Origin of the sequence: Williamsia sp. 1138, assembly GCF_002095435.2 — a bacterium.
In the GTDB taxonomy this organism is placed as follows: domain Bacteria; phylum Actinomycetota; class Actinomycetes; order Mycobacteriales; family Mycobacteriaceae; genus Williamsia.
This window is the reverse complement of the sequence record NZ_MJEJ02000054.1, coordinates 87,846-107,401: the sequence shown is the minus strand read 5'-3', so window position 1 is coordinate 107,401 and position 19,556 is coordinate 87,846. Positions and strand designations below refer to the sequence as shown.

Annotated in this window: 19 protein-coding genes; 14 read left to right on the top strand and 5 right to left on the bottom strand. The window is 65.5% G+C overall.

Going from position 1 to position 19,556, the window contains the following annotated elements:
• On the bottom strand, nt 1–201 hold the full coding sequence (locus tag BH683_RS26820) for a DUF2613 domain-containing protein (protein WP_084839348.1): 201 nt from the start codon (nt 199–201) through the stop codon (nt 1–3).
• Nucleotides 198–797 carry a universal stress protein gene (locus tag BH683_RS26815; protein WP_084839347.1) on the bottom strand — a complete coding sequence of 200 codons (600 nt, stop codon included), beginning with the start codon at nt 795–797 and terminating at the stop codon, nt 198–200. The genes BH683_RS26820 and BH683_RS26815 overlap by 4 nt, the downstream gene beginning before the upstream one ends.
• An 89-nt stretch (nt 798–886) precedes the next feature.
• Between BH683_RS26815 and BH683_RS26810 the strand changes: the two genes are divergently transcribed.
• Together BH683_RS26810 and BH683_RS26805 are read left to right on the top strand one after the other, a co-directional pair.
• Nucleotides 887–2,104, top strand: a complete 1,218-nt coding sequence (locus BH683_RS26810; RefSeq protein WP_084839346.1) for a glycoside hydrolase family 3 N-terminal domain-containing protein — start codon at nt 887–889, stop codon at nt 2,102–2,104.
• 133 nt (nt 2,105–2,237) lie between these two features.
• On the top strand, nt 2,238–2,834 hold the full coding sequence (locus BH683_RS26805; protein WP_084839608.1) for a TetR/AcrR family transcriptional regulator: 597 nt from the start codon (nt 2,238–2,240) through the stop codon (nt 2,832–2,834).
• Between the two features lie 70 nt (nt 2,835–2,904).
• On the opposite strand, the gene BH683_RS26800 is transcribed toward BH683_RS26805, so the two are convergent.
• A complete protein-coding gene (locus tag BH683_RS26800) occupies nt 2,905–3,792 on the bottom strand; it encodes a MaoC/PaaZ C-terminal domain-containing protein (protein ID WP_084839345.1) in 888 nt (295 codons plus the stop codon).
• A gap of 1 nt (nt 3,793) precedes the next feature.
• Entirely contained in the window at nt 3,794–5,164 is a 1,371-nt protein-coding gene (locus tag BH683_RS26795) for a 3-oxoacyl-ACP reductase (RefSeq protein WP_084839344.1), read from the bottom strand.
• Between the two features lie 139 nt (nt 5,165–5,303).
• Here BH683_RS26795 and BH683_RS26790 point away from each other — a divergent pair, with 139 nt between their 5' ends.
• Nucleotides 5,304–6,653 (top strand): acetyl-CoA C-acetyltransferase, encoded by a 1,350-nt coding sequence (locus BH683_RS26790; RefSeq protein WP_084839343.1) that lies wholly within the window; start codon nt 5,304–5,306, stop codon nt 6,651–6,653.
• 205 nt (nt 6,654–6,858) lie between these two features.
• On the opposite strand, the gene BH683_RS26785 is transcribed toward BH683_RS26790, so the two are convergent.
• The gene (locus BH683_RS26785; RefSeq protein WP_084839342.1) at nt 6,859–8,292 is read right to left on the bottom strand and encodes a sugar porter family MFS transporter; all 1,434 of its coding nucleotides are present in this window, start codon (nt 8,290–8,292) and stop codon (nt 6,859–6,861) included.
• A gap of 129 nt (nt 8,293–8,421) precedes the next feature.
• Between BH683_RS26785 and BH683_RS26780 the strand changes: the two genes are divergently transcribed.
• The 11 genes from BH683_RS26780 to panD all read left to right on the top strand — a co-directional run bounded on the left by BH683_RS26780 (nt 8,422) and on the right by panD (nt 19,494).
• A complete protein-coding gene (locus tag BH683_RS26780; protein ID WP_084839341.1) occupies nt 8,422–9,300 on the top strand; it encodes a siderophore-interacting protein in 879 nt (292 codons plus the stop codon).
• 53 nt (nt 9,301–9,353) lie between these two features.
• Nucleotides 9,354–10,211, top strand: coding sequence for an SDR family NAD(P)-dependent oxidoreductase (locus tag BH683_RS26775; protein ID WP_084839340.1), 858 nt, complete (start codon nt 9,354–9,356; stop codon nt 10,209–10,211).
• Between the two features lie 27 nt (nt 10,212–10,238).
• On the top strand, nt 10,239–10,706 hold the full coding sequence (locus tag BH683_RS26770) for a MerR family transcriptional regulator (protein ID WP_084839339.1): 468 nt from the start codon (nt 10,239–10,241) through the stop codon (nt 10,704–10,706).
• A 66-nt stretch (nt 10,707–10,772) separates the two neighbouring features.
• On the top strand, nt 10,773–12,617 hold the full coding sequence (locus BH683_RS26765; RefSeq protein WP_246833617.1) for an ABC transporter ATP-binding protein: 1,845 nt from the start codon (nt 10,773–10,775) through the stop codon (nt 12,615–12,617).
• A complete protein-coding gene (locus BH683_RS26760; RefSeq protein WP_084839338.1) occupies nt 12,614–14,416 on the top strand; it encodes an ABC transporter ATP-binding protein in 1,803 nt (600 codons plus the stop codon). Before BH683_RS26765 ends, BH683_RS26760 begins: the two co-directional genes overlap by 4 nt.
• A gap of 156 nt (nt 14,417–14,572) precedes the next feature.
• Nucleotides 14,573–14,851, top strand: coding sequence for a phosphopantetheine-binding protein (locus tag BH683_RS26755; RefSeq protein WP_246833616.1), 279 nt, complete (start codon nt 14,573–14,575; stop codon nt 14,849–14,851).
• Nucleotides 14,848–15,702 carry a sugar phosphate isomerase/epimerase family protein gene (locus BH683_RS26750; RefSeq protein WP_084839337.1) on the top strand — a complete coding sequence of 285 codons (855 nt, stop codon included), beginning with the start codon at nt 14,848–14,850 and terminating at the stop codon, nt 15,700–15,702. The genes BH683_RS26755 and BH683_RS26750 overlap by 4 nt, the downstream gene beginning before the upstream one ends.
• A complete protein-coding gene (locus BH683_RS26745) occupies nt 15,699–17,345 on the top strand; it encodes an AMP-binding protein (RefSeq protein ID WP_084839605.1) in 1,647 nt (548 codons plus the stop codon). The genes BH683_RS26750 and BH683_RS26745 overlap by 4 nt, the downstream gene beginning before the upstream one ends.
• Nucleotides 17,346–17,463: 118 nt before the next feature.
• On the top strand, nt 17,464–18,807 hold the full coding sequence (locus tag BH683_RS26740; RefSeq protein ID WP_084839336.1) for a SidA/IucD/PvdA family monooxygenase: 1,344 nt from the start codon (nt 17,464–17,466) through the stop codon (nt 18,805–18,807).
• Complete coding sequence (locus BH683_RS26735) at nt 18,788–19,042, top strand: MbtH family protein (RefSeq protein ID WP_084839335.1); 255 nt, start codon at nt 18,788–18,790, stop codon at nt 19,040–19,042. Before BH683_RS26740 ends, BH683_RS26735 begins: the two co-directional genes overlap by 20 nt.
• 44 nt (nt 19,043–19,086) lie before the next feature.
• Nucleotides 19,087–19,494 carry an aspartate 1-decarboxylase gene (gene panD / locus BH683_RS26730; protein ID WP_084839334.1) on the top strand — a complete coding sequence of 136 codons (408 nt, stop codon included), beginning with the start codon at nt 19,087–19,089 and terminating at the stop codon, nt 19,492–19,494.
• Nucleotides 19,495–19,556 lie beyond the last annotated feature (62 nt).

Here is a 19,556-nt window from a genome sequence, read left to right as displayed (position 1 = left end):
TCAGTTTGTGACTCCGGCGTTGTCCCTTGTTCCGTAGTCGACCGAGCCCTGAACGAATCCGCTGTCGGCGTTGAAGCTGTTCACATCGGTTGCTGGCTTGTCCTCAGAGGTCAAGACGCCACCGAGGAACACCGCTCCAATGGCCACGACCACGCCGAGGAGGCCGGCGACGGCGCCGGCGATCAGGCGGTTGTTCATCATGGCTGCGAAGTTACCACCCGGGCCTTGCTCTTCCGGTCAGCCGCCTTCTGGCCGGCGACCGCGCCCTCGCCGCGGCGGGCACACCCGGCGGGGACTACGAGCACCGGGCGGTGGCAGTGCTTCAGTACGTGCTCGGCGACACTGCTGTGCAGGAGCGCTCGCAAACCTGACGAACCGCGGGTTCCGGTGACGAGGATGTCGACGTCGAGAGAGTCCGCGGCGTCCACCAACGCACCCCACACCGTCGAATCGACCTCGGCGAGGCGGCCCTCGGCGGCCAGTCCCGCCGCTCGGGCCCGCGCGACGCCCCGGGAATTGCGGGTACGGGCGTCGACATGCAGTGCATCGTCGATGTCCTGGTCGACGACCGAATGGAGCACCGGCTGCATCCCGCCTGACAGGGCCGACAGCCGAGCACTCTGGTGGACCCCCGACTCCCACGCCGTCACGACGTAGGCGCGATGGGAGGCCAGAAAACGTCCCGCGTAGTCGATCGCACGATCGGCGTTCTCGCTGCCGTCGTAGGCGATCATGATCGTGTCTTGCTTGGTGTCCCTGATCGTGTCTTGCTTGGTGTCACCGTTCGGACCGGACATGGCTTTTCCTCCCGCAGGGGCCTAGGACTTCGAGAATACCCGGCAAATGTAACGTCCGTCACATCAGTGGCCCGTGCAAGACTCGACGCATGTTTTCCCCCGAGCAGTCCTCCCGTCGTCGGCCGTACTCCGGTCGTCGGCGGTCCAGAAGCCTGGTGGCGTTGACAGCAGCGGTGGCATCGGTCCTGGCAGCCTGCAGTAACGGTGACGGCGGTCCGGAGATCCCGCCGACCTCGGCCTACTCGAGCAGGACGGCCTCGAGTGCCCCGGTGTCCTCATCGCCTGCGGTGTCGCCGGTGTCGTGTGGTGACGACGAGCTCGAGTCGATGACACTGCGGCAGAAGCTGGCCCAGCTGCTGGTCGTCGGTGTCACCGGGACCGCTGATGCGCTCGACGTCGTGCAGACCGAACAGATCGGCGGCGTGTTCATCGGCAGCTGGACCGATCTGTCGATTCTGTCCGACGGCGGCATCGAGACGGTGCAGGATGCGGCGAAGACCCCGGTGATGGTCACCGTCGACCAGGAGGGCGGCAGGGTGTCCCGGCTGTCGTCGTTGGGGATCGACAGCCCGTCGGCCCGGGAACTCGCGCAGACCGATACGCCGGCGCAGGTTCGTGCGCTGGCAAAAGCCCAGGGTCAGAAGATGAAGGAGCTCGGCGTCACCGTCGACTACGCGCCGGTCGCCGACGTCAGCGACGAATCCGACGACGAGGTCATCGGCGACCGTTCGTTCAGCGACGACCCCGAGGTCGTGACCCAGTACGCGAATGCCTACGCTCACGGCCTCCAGGATGCAGGCATCATGCCGGTGTTCAAACACTTCCCGGGTCACGGTCACGGATCCGGCGATTCGCATACCGGCACTGTCGCGACCCCGCCGCTCGACGAGCTGCAAGACGACGATCTCGTCCCCTATCGCACGCTGATCCAGCCCGGGGTCGGGGTGATGGTGGGGCATCTCATCGTCCCGGGTCTGACCGGTCCGGACACCCCGGCGAGCATCAGTGAGCCGGCGATGTCGTTGCTCCGCGACGGCACCGGCTACGGCGGCAAGCCCTTCGACGGTCCGATCTTCACCGACGATCTGTCGGGCATGGCGGCGATCAGCGCCAAGTACGGCATCGAGAAGGCTGCGACCCTCGCGTTGTCCGCAGGCGCCGACATCGCGCTCTGGCTGTCCACCGACAAGGTGCCCGCGGTGCTCGATACGCTGACCACGGCCGTGAAGGCCGGAGAGTTGTCTGCCACGCAGGTGGACGAGTCGGTGGTGCGGGTGCTCCGCGCGAAGGGTGTGCTCGACTGCTGAGAATGCTCGACCGCCGACCTGCCCGACGGGCAGATGCGACGACGATTCCCCACTTCGGGAACCCGAAACTTACCGGCTGGTAAGGTAGTCCGGACGTCCGTGTGTCCAGAAACTGGCAGAAAGAGTGGTTGTTGTGGCCGGAGGAACGAAGCGCCTGCCGCGCGCCGTCCGCGAGCAGCAGATGCTCGATGCGGCCGTACAGGTGTTCGCCGCCAACGGCTTTCGAGAGACCTCGATGGATGCCATTGCGGCACAGGCCAGCATCAGCAAGCCGATGCTGTATCTCTACTACGGATCCAAGGACGAACTGTTCGGGGCCTGTATCAACCGCGAGGGTGGCCGTTTCATCGAAGCGATGAGCGCCGGCTTCGACCCTAATCTCCGCCAGCACGATCAGGCCCGCACCGTCATCTACGACTTCCTGCGGTACGTCCACGACAACAAGGAGTCGTGGCGGGTGCTCTATCGTCTCGCCACCGGCCAGGCCAACTTCGCAGGTCTCGTCGCCGCGAGTCGTGCGCGACTGATCGAGATGGTCGCCGACCTGCTGCGCCGCGGGACCACGGTTCCGCATCCGAGTGACACCGATTTCGAACTGATGGCCGTCGCGCTGGTCGGTGCCGGTGAGGCAGTGGCCGACCGTATCTCCGAAGGGGACATCGATCTCGACACCGCTGCCGACCTCATGGTGTCCATGGGCTGGCGCGGCCTCGCGGGCGACCGCCCCTAGAGCCCGAAAATGGGGCCTTTTGGCGAACAAAAGCCCAGGTGGGCGTCGCCAAAAGGCCCCATCATCGGGATTACCGGAGGGTTGCGGTGAGGTGCGGGTAACCCTTCTTCGGGTTGAGCACCGAGATGTCGAACGCGCCGGCCCCCGCGCCCTCGACCTGTGTGGTGTACACGTTCACCGTCGCGGGCAGGATGACCGGCTTGCCGAACCGCACGTTGTAGGTGACCGTGTCGTCCAGCCGCCCCTCGACGTTCGCGACCACGCGTGCGGCGGTCCACATACCGTGGGCGATGGCCCGTGGGAAGCCGAACGCCTTGGCGCCCAGATCGCTCATGTGGATCGGGTTGCGGTCACCGCTGGCTGCCGCGTACTGCCGGATCAGCCCCAGATCCGCCTTCAGTTTCGCATCCGGCGGCGGCGGGCGATGATCCTTCGGGGCCTCGGGTCGCGGCCCACCGGACAGGCTGGTGCGCTGCTGACTCAGGAACGTCGCGGTCTGCCTGGCGACCGGCTCGTGGCCGACGGCGAACTCTGAGATCGCGTCGACCAGCATGCCCTTGCGGTGTTCGCGCAGGTTCTCGGCGTGCGTGGTGATCGTCAGCGGCTCGGTGACCCCGATCGGCCGGAACCGCTCGATGGTGTTCTCGATGTGGACCGAGCCGATGGCCGTCAACGGGAAGTCGCCTGCGACAAGCAGTTTCATGACCAGCGGGAACTGGAGGACGAACGGGAACGTCAGCGGGAGCGTGTCGCCGAACCGCTGACCCGTCGCGGCGCAGTACTTGGCGAGCTGATCGAGGTCGACCTTCACGCCGGACAGCGTCAGCTCGGTGTCGGGGAGGGTGGCGTCGGGGGATACCTTCCCCGACTTGCCGACCACCGGCAGCATCCCGATGATGGCCCGCCGGTAGATATCGGCGGTCCCCGGGAACTCCTTCAGTGCAATGGTTTTGGCCATATCAGGCACCCAGCATGCTCTGGCCGCAGACCCGGACGACGTTGCCGGTGACCGCACTCGACGCCGGATTGGCGAAGTATGCGACGGTCTCTGCGACGTCGACGGTCTGACCGCCCTGCTGCAGCGAGCTGATGCGACGGCCCACCTCGCGGGTGGCCAGCGGAATCGCGGCGGTCATGGCGGTTTCGATGAAGCCCGGGGCGACCGCGTTGATGGTGATCTTCTTCTCGGCCAGGATCGGCGCGTAGGCGTCGACGAGGCCGATCACCCCGGCCTTCGAGGTGCCGTAGTTGGTCTGCCCGCGGTTGCCCGCGATACCCGCGATGGACGACACGTCGATGACCGAGCCACCCTCACGCAGTGCGCCCGCCTCGACCAGGTCGTCGACGAGCTGCTGCGGCGCAATGAGATTCACGCCGATGACCGAACTCCAGCGAGCGTCGTCCATGTTGGCGAGCAGCTTGTCGCGGGTGATGCCCGCGTTGTTCACGATGATGTCCACGCCGCCGTGACGTTCGAGGACGTGCTCGGCGAGCTTCTTGCCTGCGTCGGCGGCTGTGACGTCGAGGGGCAGCGCGGTGCCGCCGACCTTGTTCGCGGTCGCCGACAGGGCATCGCCCGCAGCGGGGATGTCCGCGGCGATGACGTGGGCGCCGTCACGGGCGAGCACCTCGGCGATGGTGGCGCCGATACCGCGGGCGGCTCCGGTGACCACGGCGACCTTGCCCTGCAGCGGCTTGTCCCAGCTGGCCGGCGCGACGGCATCTTTTTCGTCGACGCGGATGACCTGGGCGTCGACGAAGGCCGACTTGGCCGAGAGGATGAACCGCAGTGTCGACTCAAGGCCGGACAGGCCGGTCTTGGCGTCGGGGGAGACGTATACGAGCTGTGCCGTGGCACCCTTGCGCAGCTCCTTGCCGAGGGAGCGGGTGAAGCCTTCGAGGGCGCGCTGGGCGATGTGCTCGTTCGGGTTCTTGATCAGTTCGGGGGTGGTGCCGATGACCACGAAGCGCGCCGAGTTGCCGGTGGAACGCAGGGTCGGGGTGAAGAACTCGAAGAGCAGCGAGAGCTCCGAGGACTGGGTGATCCCGGTCGCGTCGAGCACGACGGCGCCGAGCTTGTCCGCACCCCGGCCCCCGGTGTTGTTCGTGATCAGTTCATATCCGCTGTCGGGATCGCCGAGGATCTCGCGCAGCGGTTCGATCAGCCGGCCGTTGCCGCCGAGCAGGACGGGCCCGGACAGAGCCGGTTCGCCTGCCTTGTAACGGCGCAGGACCGGCGGCTGGGGCAGGCCGACCTTGCCGGCGATGAACGATCCGGGTCCGGAGCTGACGAACGTCGAATACAGGTCGGTGGTTCCAGTGGCTGACACGAAGCACTCCTAGGTCGCTGACGGCATCTGAAGTTGTTTTCCGCCGCCCATCAGGGGTAGTCCCGGGCGGAGTCGACAACTAACTTACTCGCGAGTAAGAATACGCTATACGAGTCATCCACTACATGGGAGAGCCACAGTGTCGACGAGCAATGAGCCCACAAACAACGGGCCGACAGAAACCAGTGGGGCTGCGACCACATCGCGCAAGACCCGCAGCGTGCGGCCGGTCGCGATCGTCGGTGGCAACCGGATTCCGTTCGCGCGCCAGGATGGTGCGTACGCCCGCGCGAGCAATCAGGACATGTTCACTGCCACCCTCGACGGCCTGATCAGCCGGTTCAGCCTGCAGGGTGAACGCCTCGGCATGGTCGCCGGCGGCGCGGTGCTCAAGCACTCGCGCGACTTCAACCTGATCCGGGAATCGGTGCTGGGTTCGGCGCTGTCGCCGTACACGCCTGCCTTCGATCTGCAGCAGGCCTGCGGCACCGGCCTGCAGGCGATCTCCGCGGTCGCCGACGGCATCGCCACCGGCAAGTTCGAGGCCGGTATCGGCGGCGGCGTCGACACCACGTCGGACGCGCCCATCGGGGTTTCCGAGGACATGCGCCAGGTGATGTTGCAGGTGAACCGGGCGCGCAGCCTGGCTGACCGGCTCAAGGCCGTCGCCAAGCTCCCGACCTCGCTGGGCATCGAGATCCCCCGCAACGGCGAACCACGCACCGGGATGTCGATGGGCGACCACGCGGCCATCACCGCCAAGGAGTTCGGCATCAAGCGCGAGGACCAGGACGAGCTCGCCGCGGCCAGCCACCAGAAGATGGCGGCAGCGTACGACCGCGGGTTCTTCGACGATCTGATCACCCCGTTCCAGGGTCTGACCCGCGACCAGAACCTGCGTCCGGGCAGCAAGGTCGAGAAGCTGGCGACCCTCAAGCCGGTCTTCGGCGTCTCGCTCGGCGACGCGACCATGACCGCGGGCAACTCGACCCCGTTGACCGACGGTGCATCGGCGGTGTTGCTGTCGACCGACGAGTGGGCTGCGGAGAAGAAGCTGCCGGTGCTCGCGTACCTGGTGGACGTCGAGACCGCTGCAGTCGACTACGTCAACGGGCCCGACGGCCTGTTGATGGCCCCGACCTACGCCATCCCGCGGCTGCTCGAGCGCAATGGCCTGACCCTGCAGGACTTCGACTTCTACGAAATCCATGAGGCCTTCGCGTCGGTGGTGCTCTGCACCCTCGCGGCGTTTGAATCCGAGGATTACTGCAAAGAACGCCTCGGCCTCGACAAGGCACTCGGCTCGATCGATCGCGCCAAGCTCAACGTCAACGGCTCGTCGTTGGCTGCGGGACACCCGTTCGCCGCGACCGGTGGCCGGATCGTCGCCCAGGCAGCGAAGCAGATCAAGGAGAACGGTGGCGGCCGCGCGCTGATCTCGATCTGTGCCGCCGGCGGACAGGGCGTCACCGCCATCATCGAAGGCTGACCCTCCCGAAGATGGGGCCTTTTGGCGAATAAAACCCCTGGTGGGGTCCGCCAAAAGGCCCCATTTCGGGGAGGCGGGAAAAAAGTTTTGTCGAGTGTGTAACGCCCTGGCAGAACTCTGCGATGAACCAAGTAACTCCGGCTGAGCTGCACGACCCCCGACCCTGTAGCTCAGTCGGAGTTACCTAAATTCTGGCCCCGGTGAGCTAGGTCTGGAGATAACTCCGCGGCTTGCCGGTGCTCTCGTCGTCGCCGTACTTCTCGGTGAACTCGGTCTCGAGCGATTCCAGTGTCCGGCCCTTGGTCTCGGGCAGATACAACTTCACGAAGGTGAACGCGCAGCAGCCCAGGACGAAGAAGATGAAGAACGTCGTGGAGATGCTGAACCAGTCGACGAGTTGCAAGAAGAAGAAGCCGACCCCGAAGTTCACCATCCAGAGGACGAAGCCGGTGACGCCGAACGCGAAGCCGCGGATCTCGAGCGGGAAGATCTCGGAGAGCATCAGCCAGGTGACAGGCGACGTCGCCCCCTGCTGGAAGGCCAAGAACGTCACCGTCAGGGTCAGTACGACGAACGCGCGGCCCGTCCCAGACGGCAGGACCAGCGAAAAGATCCCGATCAGCAGCAGCGCCGTGGCAGTACCGGCGACGCCGACCATCAACATGGGCCGGCGACCCACCTTGCCCAGCAACCAGATCCCGACGAACGTGGCCGCCACCGAGATGACACCGTTCGCGATGTTGGCCGTGAGGGCGGCGTCCTTGTCGAAACCGGAGTCCTCCAGGATCTGCGTCCCGTAGTACATGATCGAGTTCACCCCGCTGATCTGCTGGACGACCGCGATGCCGCAGCCGATCACCAGCACCCGCCGGATCCACGGGACGTCGCGCAGGACGGTCCACTGCAACGTGACCGTCGACTTTTCTTCCTCGGCCATCCGGGTGATCTCGTCGGCCTCGGTCCGGGCCTGTTGCTCCTCGCGCACCTGATAGAGGACGCGCAGCATGTCGCCGGTCCGACCTTGCCTGCCGAGCCAGCGCGGACTCTCGGGCATCATCAGCATGCCGAACCACAGCACCAGGGCCGGCAGCGTGGCGATGACCAGCATGTAGCGCCAGACGTGGTTGTCCTCGGTGAGGTTCGCGAGAATCGCGTTGAACGTGAAGGCGAGAAGTTGCCCGCTGACGATCATCAGCTCGTTCTGGGTGACCATCCGCCCGCGTTTCTCGGCCGGTGACATCTCGGCGAGATAGGTGGGTACGGTGACCGACGCGCCGCCGACCGCGAGGCCGAGCACGAACCGGAAGGCGACCATCACCTCCATCGAGGGGGCGAAGACACAGCCGAGGGTCGCGAAGAAGAAGATGACCGCCAGGCCGATGATGTTGCGCCGACGTCCATACCGGTCGGCGAGACGGCCGCCCGCGATCGCGCCGACCGCGGCCCCGAAGATGAGCGAACTGGCCACCAAGGACTCGGTGAACGACGTCAGATTCAGCTGGTCCTTTTCGGCCATGTACGGCAGGGCGCCGTTGATGACGCCGGTGTCGTAGCCGAACAGCAGGCCGCCGAAAGTCGAGATGATCGTGGCAAGACGCAGGAATTTCGCTGGTGAACGGGTGGCGCCGCGCCGGCTCATACGCCTGCCTTCCGGTGTGATCTGGCTCGCTCTCGGCCAGCTGTGAAGTTAGCACTGGTCGGGGCGTGGAGAGGGCTGGAGCCGCAACTACGTGACCGCGCCGAAGGGGGTTAGGGTAGCCTTCACTGCATGGGATTTTCGTTTGGACGCGTTGTCGAGAAGACAGCGCTGAACCCCCGGCTGATCCGAATCGTCTTCGCAGTCGACGATCTCGTCCAGCTGCAGGTGCCGGATGTGGCCGACGCGGCCGTCGGGATCTATTTTCCTGAGCCCGGCGAGCGCAAGGCGCCTGCGATGGAGAACCGTGACGGTGTCTGGAGCTACTACGACATCGATCCGATGCCCGAAGGGCGGAACTACTCCGTCCGCCACCTGAACCGGTCGACGGGCGTGATGACCATCGACTTCGTGGTGCACGATCACGGCACTGCCACCCTGTGGGCTCAGCGCGCGGAGATCGGCGAGGAGGTCGCGATGTCCTACGCCCGGTCCTGGTATCGGCCGGAGCCCACCACCGAATGGCAGTTGCTGGTGGCCGATCTCGCCGGACTGCCCGCGCTCGCCCGCATCATCGAGGAGCTTCCCGCGAATCCCCGGGTGACGGCCATCGTCGAGGTGTGCGACGACGCGGATCTCGCGTACCTGCCGAAGCGTGCCGACGTCGAGGTGATCGCAAAAGTGGGCAGTGGCAACGGATTCGGCGAGAGCAGGCTCGGTGACGCCGTCGAGGAGTTCGTGCACACGGACGGCCGCGGCTACTGCTGGTTCGCTGCCGAGGCCAAGGCGTCGCGGACGGCTCGCAAGCACCTACGCAAGCAGTACGGATGGAAGGCCGATCAGTGCGACATCATCGGCTACTGGCGCTTCGACGGCGAGGCCTGGGCCCGCAAGTTCGAAGAGGTTGGTGCCGAACTGTTCTCGGTGTACTCGACGGCGATTGCCGAGGGCAAGAGTGAGAAGATCGCCAGCGAGGAGTTCGACGACGCCCTCGAGAGGGCAGGCCTGTAACCAGCCGCACCGGACTTGCGTTCGAGCGCGCTCGAAGCCATAGCTTCACTCCCATGACAAAGAACTGGCTCATCACCGGAGCATCATCGGGATTCGGACGTGCACTCACCGAGGCCTCACTCGCCGCAGGCGACACCGTTGTCGCCGCGATGCGGAGACCCGAGCGCCTGGACGACCTCGTCGCGCAGTACCCGGATTCGCTGTTGCCGATCGCTTTCGACGTCCGCGACACGACGTCCGCGGCGGGGCTCGTCGACCAGGCCATTGCCCGCTTCGGCCGAGTCGACGTGCTGGTCAACAACGCGGGTGTGGGTCAGATCGGCGCCGCGGAAGAGGTCGATGATGCCCGGCTGCGGGACATGATCGATCAGCACCTCCTGGGCCCTGCTGCGCTGACCAGGGCGGTGCTGCCAGGGATGCGGGAGAAGTCGGCCGGCGTCATCGTGCAGATCAGCAGTCAGGGTGGGCGGGTCTCGTTCCCCGGCGCCGGTTCCTATTCGGCCGGGAAGTTCGCCCTCGAAGGCTGGTCGCAGGCGTTGGCCGGGGAGGTCGCGCCGTTCGGTATCCGGGTCCTCATCGTGGAGCCGAGCCGTTTTCGTACCGGATTCAACGCTGCTGACGTCCTCGAGTTCGCACCGTCGTCGTCGACGTACGGTGACCTGCTCGGCGCCATCCGGGCCGACATGCTCGCGGTGGACGGCAAGCAGGAGGGTGATCCTGCTCGCGCTGCCGAGATCATCCGCACGCTGGTCGACGCGGAGACCGCTCCGCTGCGCATCGCACTGGGCCGCGAGGCCGTGCGCCGGATCGGTGATTCGTACCGCAGCGGGCTGGCTGAATTGGAGGCGTACGCCGAGGTCTCGGCGGGTGCCGACTTCCCGGGTGTGCCGGAATCGGTACGGCCGGTCTGATCGGGCGGCCGGGACTACCGTGATCAGATGGCAACCGACGATCTGATGAGCCGGGCGCTCGCCGCCCTCGGCGATGTCGATGATCCTAAGACCATCGAGGTGGTACACGACCTCATCGACGCGAGCACGGTGACCGAACCGCTGCCGATCGCCGACGTCGCAGACATGCTCGGGATCACCGCCCACACGCTGCGCTACTACGAACGCGCCGAATTGATCACCGTGGACCGAGACGCCAACGGGCACCGGCGGTATGACGCGGCCGCAGTGCGCAGGCTCGTCTTCCTCACCCGGATGCGACTGTCGGGTATGCCGATGCGCGATCTGCAGCACTACGTCGAACTCGTCGATCGCGGCGACGACACAGTTCCCGAACGGCTCGACATCCTGCTGGAGCACCGCGACACGATCCGCAGGCAGATCCGGGAACTGCAGTTCTCACTCGTCGCCACCGAGTACAAGATCGCGACGTACGGCGGTACGACGGGATCGTGAACCGGATCGGGTCCGGCGCGAGGCTCGGGAGACCCCAGCAAGTAAGGAGACCCTTAGCGTTCTAGGGTGGTGGTCACGCTCACAAACAACGGCTGGGGGAATGTAGTGGACACCGACGCGATGTTGCGTCAGGAGGAATCCGACTCATACAGATCCGGCACCCGATGGCCGGTCTGGTTCGTTCCGCCGGCTGATCCTGTCCGCGGCAAAGAGATCAGGGTCGACGCGGAGACCACACCGCGACAACTGGCCGTGCGGACCGTTTTCGGTGCCGGCAAGTACACCCTGCCCGCGATGGTCCTGATGATCGGCCACTTTGTCGGTGAGGCACTCGTCCCGGTGATCATGGGCATCGCCATCGACCGTGCGGTCGCGACCGGCGACGTCGGGTCCCTGGTGATCTGGGTGATCGCGCTCGCCGCGAACTTCGTGCTGCTGTCCCACACCTGGCGTTTCGGTGAACGGTTGGCGGTCTACGGCCAGACCATGGTCGAGCATCACTTCCGGATGCGCGTGACCGACCGCATTCTCGACCCGATGGGCATGGCCGGGCCGGCGCGACTGCCGGGGGTGTCGCTGAACATTGCGACCTCGGACGTCAATCGCCTCTCGTATGCGGTGTTCCTGGCCGTGTTCCCGGTCGGTGAGATGGCGGCGGTGCTGGTGGCAGGTGGTGTGCTGCTGTTCATCTCGTGGCCGCTGGGGCTCGCAATCCTGCTCGGCGCTCCGACGCTGCTGTGGATTCTGGACCTCAGCGGTGGCCCACTCCGCGCGCGCACCGAGCACGAGCAGGAGGCGGCCGGTGAGGCCGCCGGGACTGCCGCTGACCTGGTCGCGGGCTTCAGGATCGTGAAGGGCCTCGGCGCCGAAGGCGAAGCAGGCCGGCGCTATCGGGTTGCGAGCCGCCGAGCGAGGGACGGCGCCGTCCGGGCCGGACGATCCCAGGGGGCGTACATCGGTGTCATGCAGATGGTCTCGGCGCTCTTCGTGGTCGCAGTCGGCATCGCCGCCGGTCTGATGGCGCTGAACGGGGCGATGAGCCTGGGTGCGCTGATCACGGTGGTGGGCCTGACGCAGTTCATCATGGGACCGCTGAACAACCTGGGCACCAACTTCGGTGCGGTCTGGAACACCGCTGTGCCCTGTGCCAAGCGGGTGCTGTCGGTGCTGCAGGCCGAGCCGTCGGCGCAGACCGGCCGCGTGCGAGATGCGCGCGGCGCGGTCGCCTTCCGGAACTTCACACTCGGGCCCGTCCACGATCTCGATCTGGAGTTGCCGCCGTCGGGTCTGATCACCGTCATCTGCGAACCCGAGACCACCGACGCCCTGACGTCGGTGCTCGCCCGCAAAGTCGTTCCCGAGGCAGGACGGGTCACGGTGGGTGACGTCGACCTGTTCGACCTGGACAACGACATCTCGCAGCAGCTGGTTCGCGCCGTGCCGCACGCGCCCGATCTCTTCGAGGGAACAGTGCTCGACAACATCGGAGCCGGAGCGGGAGACCTGCCGGACCGTGACTCCCGGGTCACCAGGGCGATTTTCGCGGCCGCGTGTGATGACGTCGCCGAGGTGCTGCCGCTCGGTCTCGACACGCCGGTCGGGGAGGCAGGACGCATGCTCTCCGGTGGTCAGAGGCAGCGGGTGAGTCTTGCCAGGGCGCTTGCGGCCGACTCCGCGGTGCTCGTACTCGACGACCCGACCACCGCGGTCGATTCGGTCACCGAGGCCACCGTCGCGCAGCGACTCTCGCAGGCGCGGCAGGGGCGGACCACCGTCGTCTTCAGCAATTCACCTGCCTTGCTGGAGGCTTCCGATCAGGTGATCGTCTTCGACGGCGCGGTCCTGGTCTATCAGGGCGATCTCGCCGGCGCACAGGCGGCGTATGCGAACTCGAACGGAGGCTCGCGATGAGCGCCACTACAGTGCCGGCGGCACCCACGGGCAACAAACTCGCGATCGCCGACTTCAAGGTGACGATGGGTTACCTGGGGCGGGAAATGCGCAGGCACACCTGGCAACTGGTGCTGCTCGCCGTGATCATGACCGTCGCGGCGGCCCTGGGCCTGGTCACCCCACGCTCCCTCGGCACCATCATCGATATCGCGAATGACGACGGCGAGGCCTCGGAAATCTGGCGCCTGTCCGGGATCATGGCCGCCTCGGCGATCGGTGCCGCTGCGTTCGCCGGTCTCGGGGTGATGCTGTCCGCGAAGATCTTCGAATCGATTCTTGCCAATCTACGAGAAGCGATGATCGATGCTTCACTGCGACTGCAACTCAATCGCGTCGAGACGGCGGGCAGTGGCGACCTGGTGTCGCGCGCGACGGCCGACGTGAGCACCGTCAGCGAGGCCATCGGCTCGGCGGTCCCGACGTTGCTGACCGCGGCCTTCACCGTGGGCGTCACGTTCCTCGGTCTCGCCACGCTCGACTGGCGGTTCTTGATCGTGCTGGTCGTGATCCTGCCGGTGTACATCAACGGGATCCGCATGTATCTGCGGCGCGCGCCGGGGCTGTATGCCGCGGTCCGGGCTTCGACGGCCGATCGCGCCCACCACGTGCTCGGCGCGATCCGTGGGCTCGAATCGGTGCACGCCTTCCGGCTTTCGGAGTCGTTGAACCGACGGATCGACTCACATTCGTGGGAGGTCGTCCGGTGGGAGATGCGGGCGAGCGTTCTGCAGAGCCGCCTCGGGGCCAGGGTCAACCTCGGCGAATTCATCGGGATGACAACCATTCTGATCGTCGGATTCACCCTTGTGGATGCCGATGCCCTCACCATCGGTGCCGTCACCGCGGCCATGCTGTTCTTCTTGCTGCTGTTCGACCCCATCGGGCAACTGCTCTTCGTCGTCGACGACCTGCAGTCCGGCGCCGTCGCTCTCGGCCGCATCGTCGGGGTGATCGAGGAGTCCAAGACCATCGTCGCCCCCACCTCGGACGGGTCCACCAACGCTTCGGCGCCGCTGCTGGAATTGCAGGAGATCACCCACGGCTACTCGGCCGACCACACGGTGCTGCACGACATCTCGTTGACCTTGGCTGCAGGCGAGCACGTGGCGGTCGTGGGATCGTCGGGTGCGGGCAAGACCACGCTCGCGGCCATCGTGGCGGGTATCCATCAACCGTCCCGCGGGCGGACGCTCCTCGAAGGCGTCGACATCGCCACGGTCGATCCGACCCAATTGTCCCGGTCGATCGCGCTGGTCACCCAGGAAGTGCATGTGTTCGCGGGCACGCTCGGTGACGATCTACGGATGGCCGCGCCCGACGCCACCGACGACGAGCTGTGGTCGGCACTCGACGTGGTCGGTGCCGCGAAGTGGGTACGCCAGCTCTCGGACGGCGTGAAAACGACTGTTGGGCAAGAAGGCCACCAGCTCACCCCGATGCAGTCGCAACAGCTCGCCCTGGCGCGGCTGGTCTTGCTCGACCCGAAGGTGGCCATCCTCGACGAGGCGACGGCCGACGCGGGCAGTGTCGGGGCAGGGGTGCTCGAGGAGTCGGCGCAGGCAGCGCTACGCGGTCGCTCTGCCCTGATCATCGCGCATCGACTGAGTCAAGCCGCGCGCGCGGACCGAATCGCCTTCATGGAACGAGGCCGCATCGTCGAGGTGGGTACGCACGAAGAACTGGTGGCCCTCGGCGGACGCTATGGGGCGCTCTGGAAGGCATGGTCGCGCGGTCGCGGCGATGTCGGTGGGAGTTGAAGGTCGAGGTCGGTAACTAGCCTTTCGTTCACCGGTGTGAGGATGACGTCAGCACACTTCCCAATTACCCAGTATTTGTCTAGGCTATCCTTGTGAACGTCAGCGTGGTCCGGTGGTGCTCCGACCACCCACGAGGCGTAGACAAGGAGCTGAGAATTGAGTCAGCAGAATGTGTCGACAACTCTGTCGCAGCAGCAGGTCGTCGCCGACATAGCGGACGCACTCGGTGTTTCGCCGGCGAACCTGTCGATGGATGAGGACCTGTTCGATGCCGGTCTCGACTCCATCCGACTGATGTCTTTGATCGAGAAGTGGCGCACCGCAGGCTCTGCAGGCGCAGACTTTCCGACGCTCGCCGCCGAACCTGCGCTCGGTCCCTGGATCAAGGTCATCCTGGGTGCCGATGCGCCTGCGGCCCGCGCGGAGCAGGCATGAGGACCTGTATGGCGACGGTGTCGTTGGGTGGGAGCCTCGAAGAGAAGATCGATGCGATCGCGGCGGCAGGTTTCGACGGCATCGAACTGCTCGACGACGACTTGCGAAAGTCCGCGCTGTCGACGAGCGAATGTGCCCGCCGGTGCGCCGATCTCGGACTGAGCATCGATCTGTACCAACCTTTTCGGCGGGCCGAAGGTGTCTCCGGACGCGAGTTCAGGGACGTCCTCTCGCGCTTCGAACGCGAACTCGAGGTGATGCACGAGGTCGGCTGTGATTCGATCCTGGTGGTGTCCAACACCGATGACGACGCGGATGGCAGTAGGGACCGGTCGGTGGAACAGCTGGCGGCTCTGGGCGACAACGCGGTTGAGCACGGTATGACCGTGATGTTCGAGGCGCTGGCCTGGGGAACCCACATCAGCACCGTCGTCGATGCCTGGGAGGTGCTGCGCGAGGCAGACCATCCAGGACTGGAGCTGGTGGTGGACACCTTCCATCTGGTCTCTCGCGGGGAGGGTGCAGACACCGTCGACGCGCTTCCGCATGGGTCGGTGGGGTTCTTCCAACTGGCCGATGCGCCGTGGAAGTCCATGGAGCTCAAGCAATGGAGCCGAGGACATCGCTGCTTTCCCGGTGAAGGTGAGATGAACCTGCTCGCTCCCATCGCCTCGGTCCTCGCCGGGGGATACCGAGGACCGTTGTCGCTCGAGATCTTCAACCCGGGCTATCGCGAACGTCCGGCGCACGAGGTGGCCCGGGCCGGTGCCGAGGCACTGCACAGGATCGTCGCAGCCCTCGAAGATACGGCGACGCCCGCCGGCGATGTGTCCGCGTGGGTGTCACGATGAGCGCCGGCATCTCTGATCGTCCTGAACTCGCCCCACTTGTACTCGACGGCGTCGTCCCCTATCCCGAGGAGATCGCGGCCCGGTATCGCAGGGAAGGTATTTGGGCCGATCAGACCCTCGGTGAGATGTTGTTCGAGGTCGTCGATCGCGCTCCCGACCACATCGCGATCATCGCGGGTGAGCGCCGGATCACCTACGCGGAGTTGGGGCAACGAGTTCTCGGCTACGCCGCCGGATTCTCCCGGCTGGGCATCGGTCGTGGCGATCGGGTCGTGTTGCATCTGCCGAACGTCTCTGACTACGTGCCGATCTTGTTCGGGCTCTTCGAAGTCGGGGCGATTCCGGTGTTGGCGCTCGCCGCGCTGCGACGTCACGAGATCGAGTACTTCGTGGAGTTCACCGAGGCCCGGGCGTACATAACCATCGAATCGCACGCAGGCAACGACTTCGCGGCGTTGGCCCGGGACCTCGCGGCGTCGTCGCCCACGTTGGAGCACACTGTCGTGCTGTCCGCGGACGGCGGAGGCCGCGATGTGGAGGAACTGCTCTCCCATGGCATCGCGACCCGCCGGCGGCGGTCGTTGCCGTCAGACGTCGCCTTCCTGCAATTGTCCGGCGGCACAACGGGACAGCCGAAAGTGATACCGCACACCCACGAGGACTACCTGGCGTCGGTGCGGGCCAGCGTCGAGCTGTGCGCGATCACCGGGGACACGGTCCAGCTGGTAGTTCTGCCGCTCTGTCACAGCTTCGCCATGCGGTCGCCCGGATTCCTCGGTGTCCTGAGTGCGGGCGGCACGATCGTGCCGGTCCTCAGCGGTAGTCCCGATGTCGCCTTCCCGCTCATCGCCGAGCACGCCGTGACCGACGTATCGGTGGTTCCTCCTCTCGCCATGGTCTGGCTCAACTCCTCGCTGAAGGACGACTACGACCTGACGAGCCTTCGCGTTCTGCGGGTCGGGGGAGCGAGATTCAGCGCCGAAGCCGCGCGTCGGGTTCGCTCCGAACTGGGGGCGGTTCTCCAACAGAGTTTCGGTATGGCCGAGGGGCTCACGACATTCACCGGACTCGACGAAGACGAGGACACGATCACGACGCGGCAGGGCCGACCGACCCTGGCCGCCGACGAGGTGCGCGTCGTCGACGATGACGGGCACGAGGTCGCTCGGGGTGACGCGGGGCATCTGCTGACCCGGGGCCCCTCGACCATCCGCGGCTACTACCGAGCGCCCGAGCACAACGCGCAGAGTTTCACGGCGGACGGGTTCTATCGGACCGGGGACATCGTTCGCGAGGACGAACGCGGATACCTGACGGTTGTCGGCCGCTCGAAGGATCAGATCAACAGGGGCGGAGAGAAGGTCGCCCCTGAAGAAGTGGAGAACCTGATCCTCGCGTTCGACGCCGTGCACGACGTCTCCGTCGTGGGCATTCCTGACGAGATGCTCGGTGAGCGCACCAAAGCGTTTGTGATGCCGCGCAAGGGCGGTGACACGTCGACATTGACGTTGGCCGGAATCAGAAAGTTTCTGCGGGACAAAGGTCTTGCTGCGTACAAGCTGCCGGATGTGGTCGAACTGGTCGATGAGTTCGAGCGGACGCCCGTGGGCAAGGTCAGCAAACGCGGTCAGCGAGCGCGCTGAGCCGTAGGAGTTCTGGCCAATATAGCTTATACTTTCTTGAGAATAGGCTGATTGAGATAGGTCCGACAATGATCAATCGAGCGGGCTCAGGCGTGAGCCCGGCAGGAGGAGTCGATTCGTGAGCTTCGACAGCAGTGCTCCGGTCGACGTGGTGGGCGTGGGCTTCGGCCCATCGAACCTTGCGTTGGCGATCGCTATTTCCGAACACAATGAGCAGGCGGATCCTGCAGATCGGATCACGGCCAGCTTTGTGGAAAAGCAACTGCGATTCGGCTGGCATCGAGGAATGTTGTTGCCCGGCACGACGATGCAGATCTCGTTCCTGAAAGACCTCGCCACGCAACGGGACGTGTGTAGCGAGTTCTCGTTCCTGAAATACCTTTCTGATCGTGGCAGGTTGACCGACTTCATCAATCAGCAGAGCTTCTTCCCGACCCGGCTGGAGTTCCACGACTACCTGGAGTGGGCCGCGGGGAAGGTCGATCTGCCGGTCACCTATGGCGCGGAGGTGAACTCGGTGACGTGGTCGGGGGACACCTTCGAGGTCAAGGTCTCCGATTCCCGTTCCGTCAAGGGGCGCAACGTGGTGTTGGCCGGTGGTCTGCGCGCGAAGGTTCCTGACGGTGTGCGACTGGGACAACGCGTATTCCACAATCATCGGCTGCTGCAGCACCTGCAGGAGCTCCCGCCCTTGCAGCACCAGAGGCTCGTGGTCGTCGGAGCCGGCCAGAGTGCGGCGGAGGTGGCAGCGTACCTGCACGAGTCCTATCCTGACGCGGAGATCCACGCGGTGTTCGGGAAATACGGGTACACACCTGCCGACGACAGCCCGTACGCCAATCGAATCTTCGATCCGGACGGCGTCGTCGACTTCCACCAATCCTCCGAAGAGCTTCGCGCGCAATTGCTCAGCTACCACCGCGGCACCAACTACTCGGCTGTTGACCCTCCACTGATCGAGGAGCTGTACCGGCGTGAGTACGGCGAACGGGTTTCGGGTCGGCGCCGCTTGTTCGTACGCGGCGCGTCAGAGATGAGCAGCGTGCGCGAAACCGACACCGGTGTGGCGGTTCGGGTCACGCATCGACCCTCGCAGGGTGTCGACGATCTCGACTGCGACGCAGTCGTCTTCGCGACCGGGTTCGAGCCGACCGGTCTGGGTGACCTGCTCGGTCCGCTGGCAGACGCCTGCGACGTGGACGACAAGGGCCGACCCGTCGTCGACCGCGACTATCGGGTGGCGACCAGCGGGAAGATCGCCGGCGGCATCTACCTGCAGGGCAACACCGAGCACACCCACGGGCTGACCTCGACCCTGCTGTCCAATCTGGCCGTCCGCTCCGGTGAATTGGTCGAATCATTCGTCGCGACCAAGAGGTCGCAGGCGACGGCGGAGCGTGCCGTCCACACCGGCGACGCGCGCACAGAAGGAGAAAAGAATCTTGTCTACCAATCCCTTTGACGACGAGGACGGAAAGTTCTACGTCCTGATCAACGGCGAGGAACAGTATTCGTTGTGGCCGACGTTCGCGGCCGTGCCGGAGGGTTGGCACATCGTGCACGGCCAAGGCGGGCAGACGAGTCGTCAGTCATGCCTCGATTTCGTCGAGGAACACTGGACTGACCTGCGACCCAAGAGCCTGCGAGATGCCATGGAAAGCGATGCGGCCGAACCGGTTGCGCGTCAGGTCACCTGAGAACTCACCGTCACAGTTCACCCCCCAACCTCGAGGAAAGAACCATGCTCCGCACTCTGGTCAACGGCAAGATCCACCGTGCCACCGTCACCCAGGCCGACCTGCACTACGTCGGATCGATCACCATCGACGAGACGCTCATGAGGGCGGCAGATCTGGTGGAAGGCGAGAAGGTCCAGGTTGTCGACGTCACCAACGGTGCACGGTTGGAGACCTACGCGATCACCGGAGCGGCCGATTCGGGAGTCATCTGCATCAACGGCGCTGCGGCACACCTGGTCAATCCCGGAGACCTCGTGATCATCATGTCGTTTCTGCAACTCGAGCAGGCCGAGGTGATCGTCCACGAACCGAAGGTCGTCCACGTCGACGCCGACAACTCGATCGTCGCTCTCGGAAACGATCCGGCACAGCCGGTCCCCGGGTCCACCGACCAATTACCGAGTCGGTAGTCCACGATTCGCGGCACGTCACGGGTTCGGCGGATCGGCTCGTGGATTTCTCAGCGCAAAGG

Excerpts from the sequence above, each read along its gene's own strand:
- BH683_RS26820 (WP_084839348.1), bottom strand. The coding sequence starts at position 201 with ATGATGAACAACCGCCTGATCGCCGGCGCCGTCGCCGGCCTCCTCGGC.
- BH683_RS26815 (WP_084839347.1), bottom strand. The coding sequence starts at position 797 with ATGTCCGGTCCGAACGGTGACACCAAGCAAGACACGATCAGGGACACC.
- BH683_RS26810 (WP_084839346.1), top strand. The coding sequence starts at position 887 with ATGTTTTCCCCCGAGCAGTCCTCCCGTCGTCGGCCGTACTCCGGTCGT.
- BH683_RS26800 (WP_084839345.1), bottom strand. The coding sequence starts at position 3,792 with ATGGCCAAAACCATTGCACTGAAGGAGTTCCCGGGGACCGCCGATATC.
- BH683_RS26785 (WP_084839342.1), bottom strand. The coding sequence starts at position 8,292 with ATGAGCCGGCGCGGCGCCACCCGTTCACCAGCGAAATTCCTGCGTCTT.
- BH683_RS26780 (WP_084839341.1), top strand. The coding sequence starts at position 8,422 with ATGGGATTTTCGTTTGGACGCGTTGTCGAGAAGACAGCGCTGAACCCC.
- BH683_RS26775 (WP_084839340.1), top strand. The coding sequence starts at position 9,354 with ATGACAAAGAACTGGCTCATCACCGGAGCATCATCGGGATTCGGACGT.
- BH683_RS26770 (WP_084839339.1), top strand. The coding sequence starts at position 10,239 with ATGGCAACCGACGATCTGATGAGCCGGGCGCTCGCCGCCCTCGGCGAT.
- BH683_RS26760 (WP_084839338.1), top strand. The coding sequence starts at position 12,614 with ATGAGCGCCACTACAGTGCCGGCGGCACCCACGGGCAACAAACTCGCG.
- BH683_RS26750 (WP_084839337.1), top strand. The coding sequence starts at position 14,848 with ATGAGGACCTGTATGGCGACGGTGTCGTTGGGTGGGAGCCTCGAAGAG.
- BH683_RS26745 (WP_084839605.1), top strand. The coding sequence starts at position 15,699 with ATGAGCGCCGGCATCTCTGATCGTCCTGAACTCGCCCCACTTGTACTC.
- panD (WP_084839334.1), top strand. The coding sequence starts at position 19,087 with ATGCTCCGCACTCTGGTCAACGGCAAGATCCACCGTGCCACCGTCACC.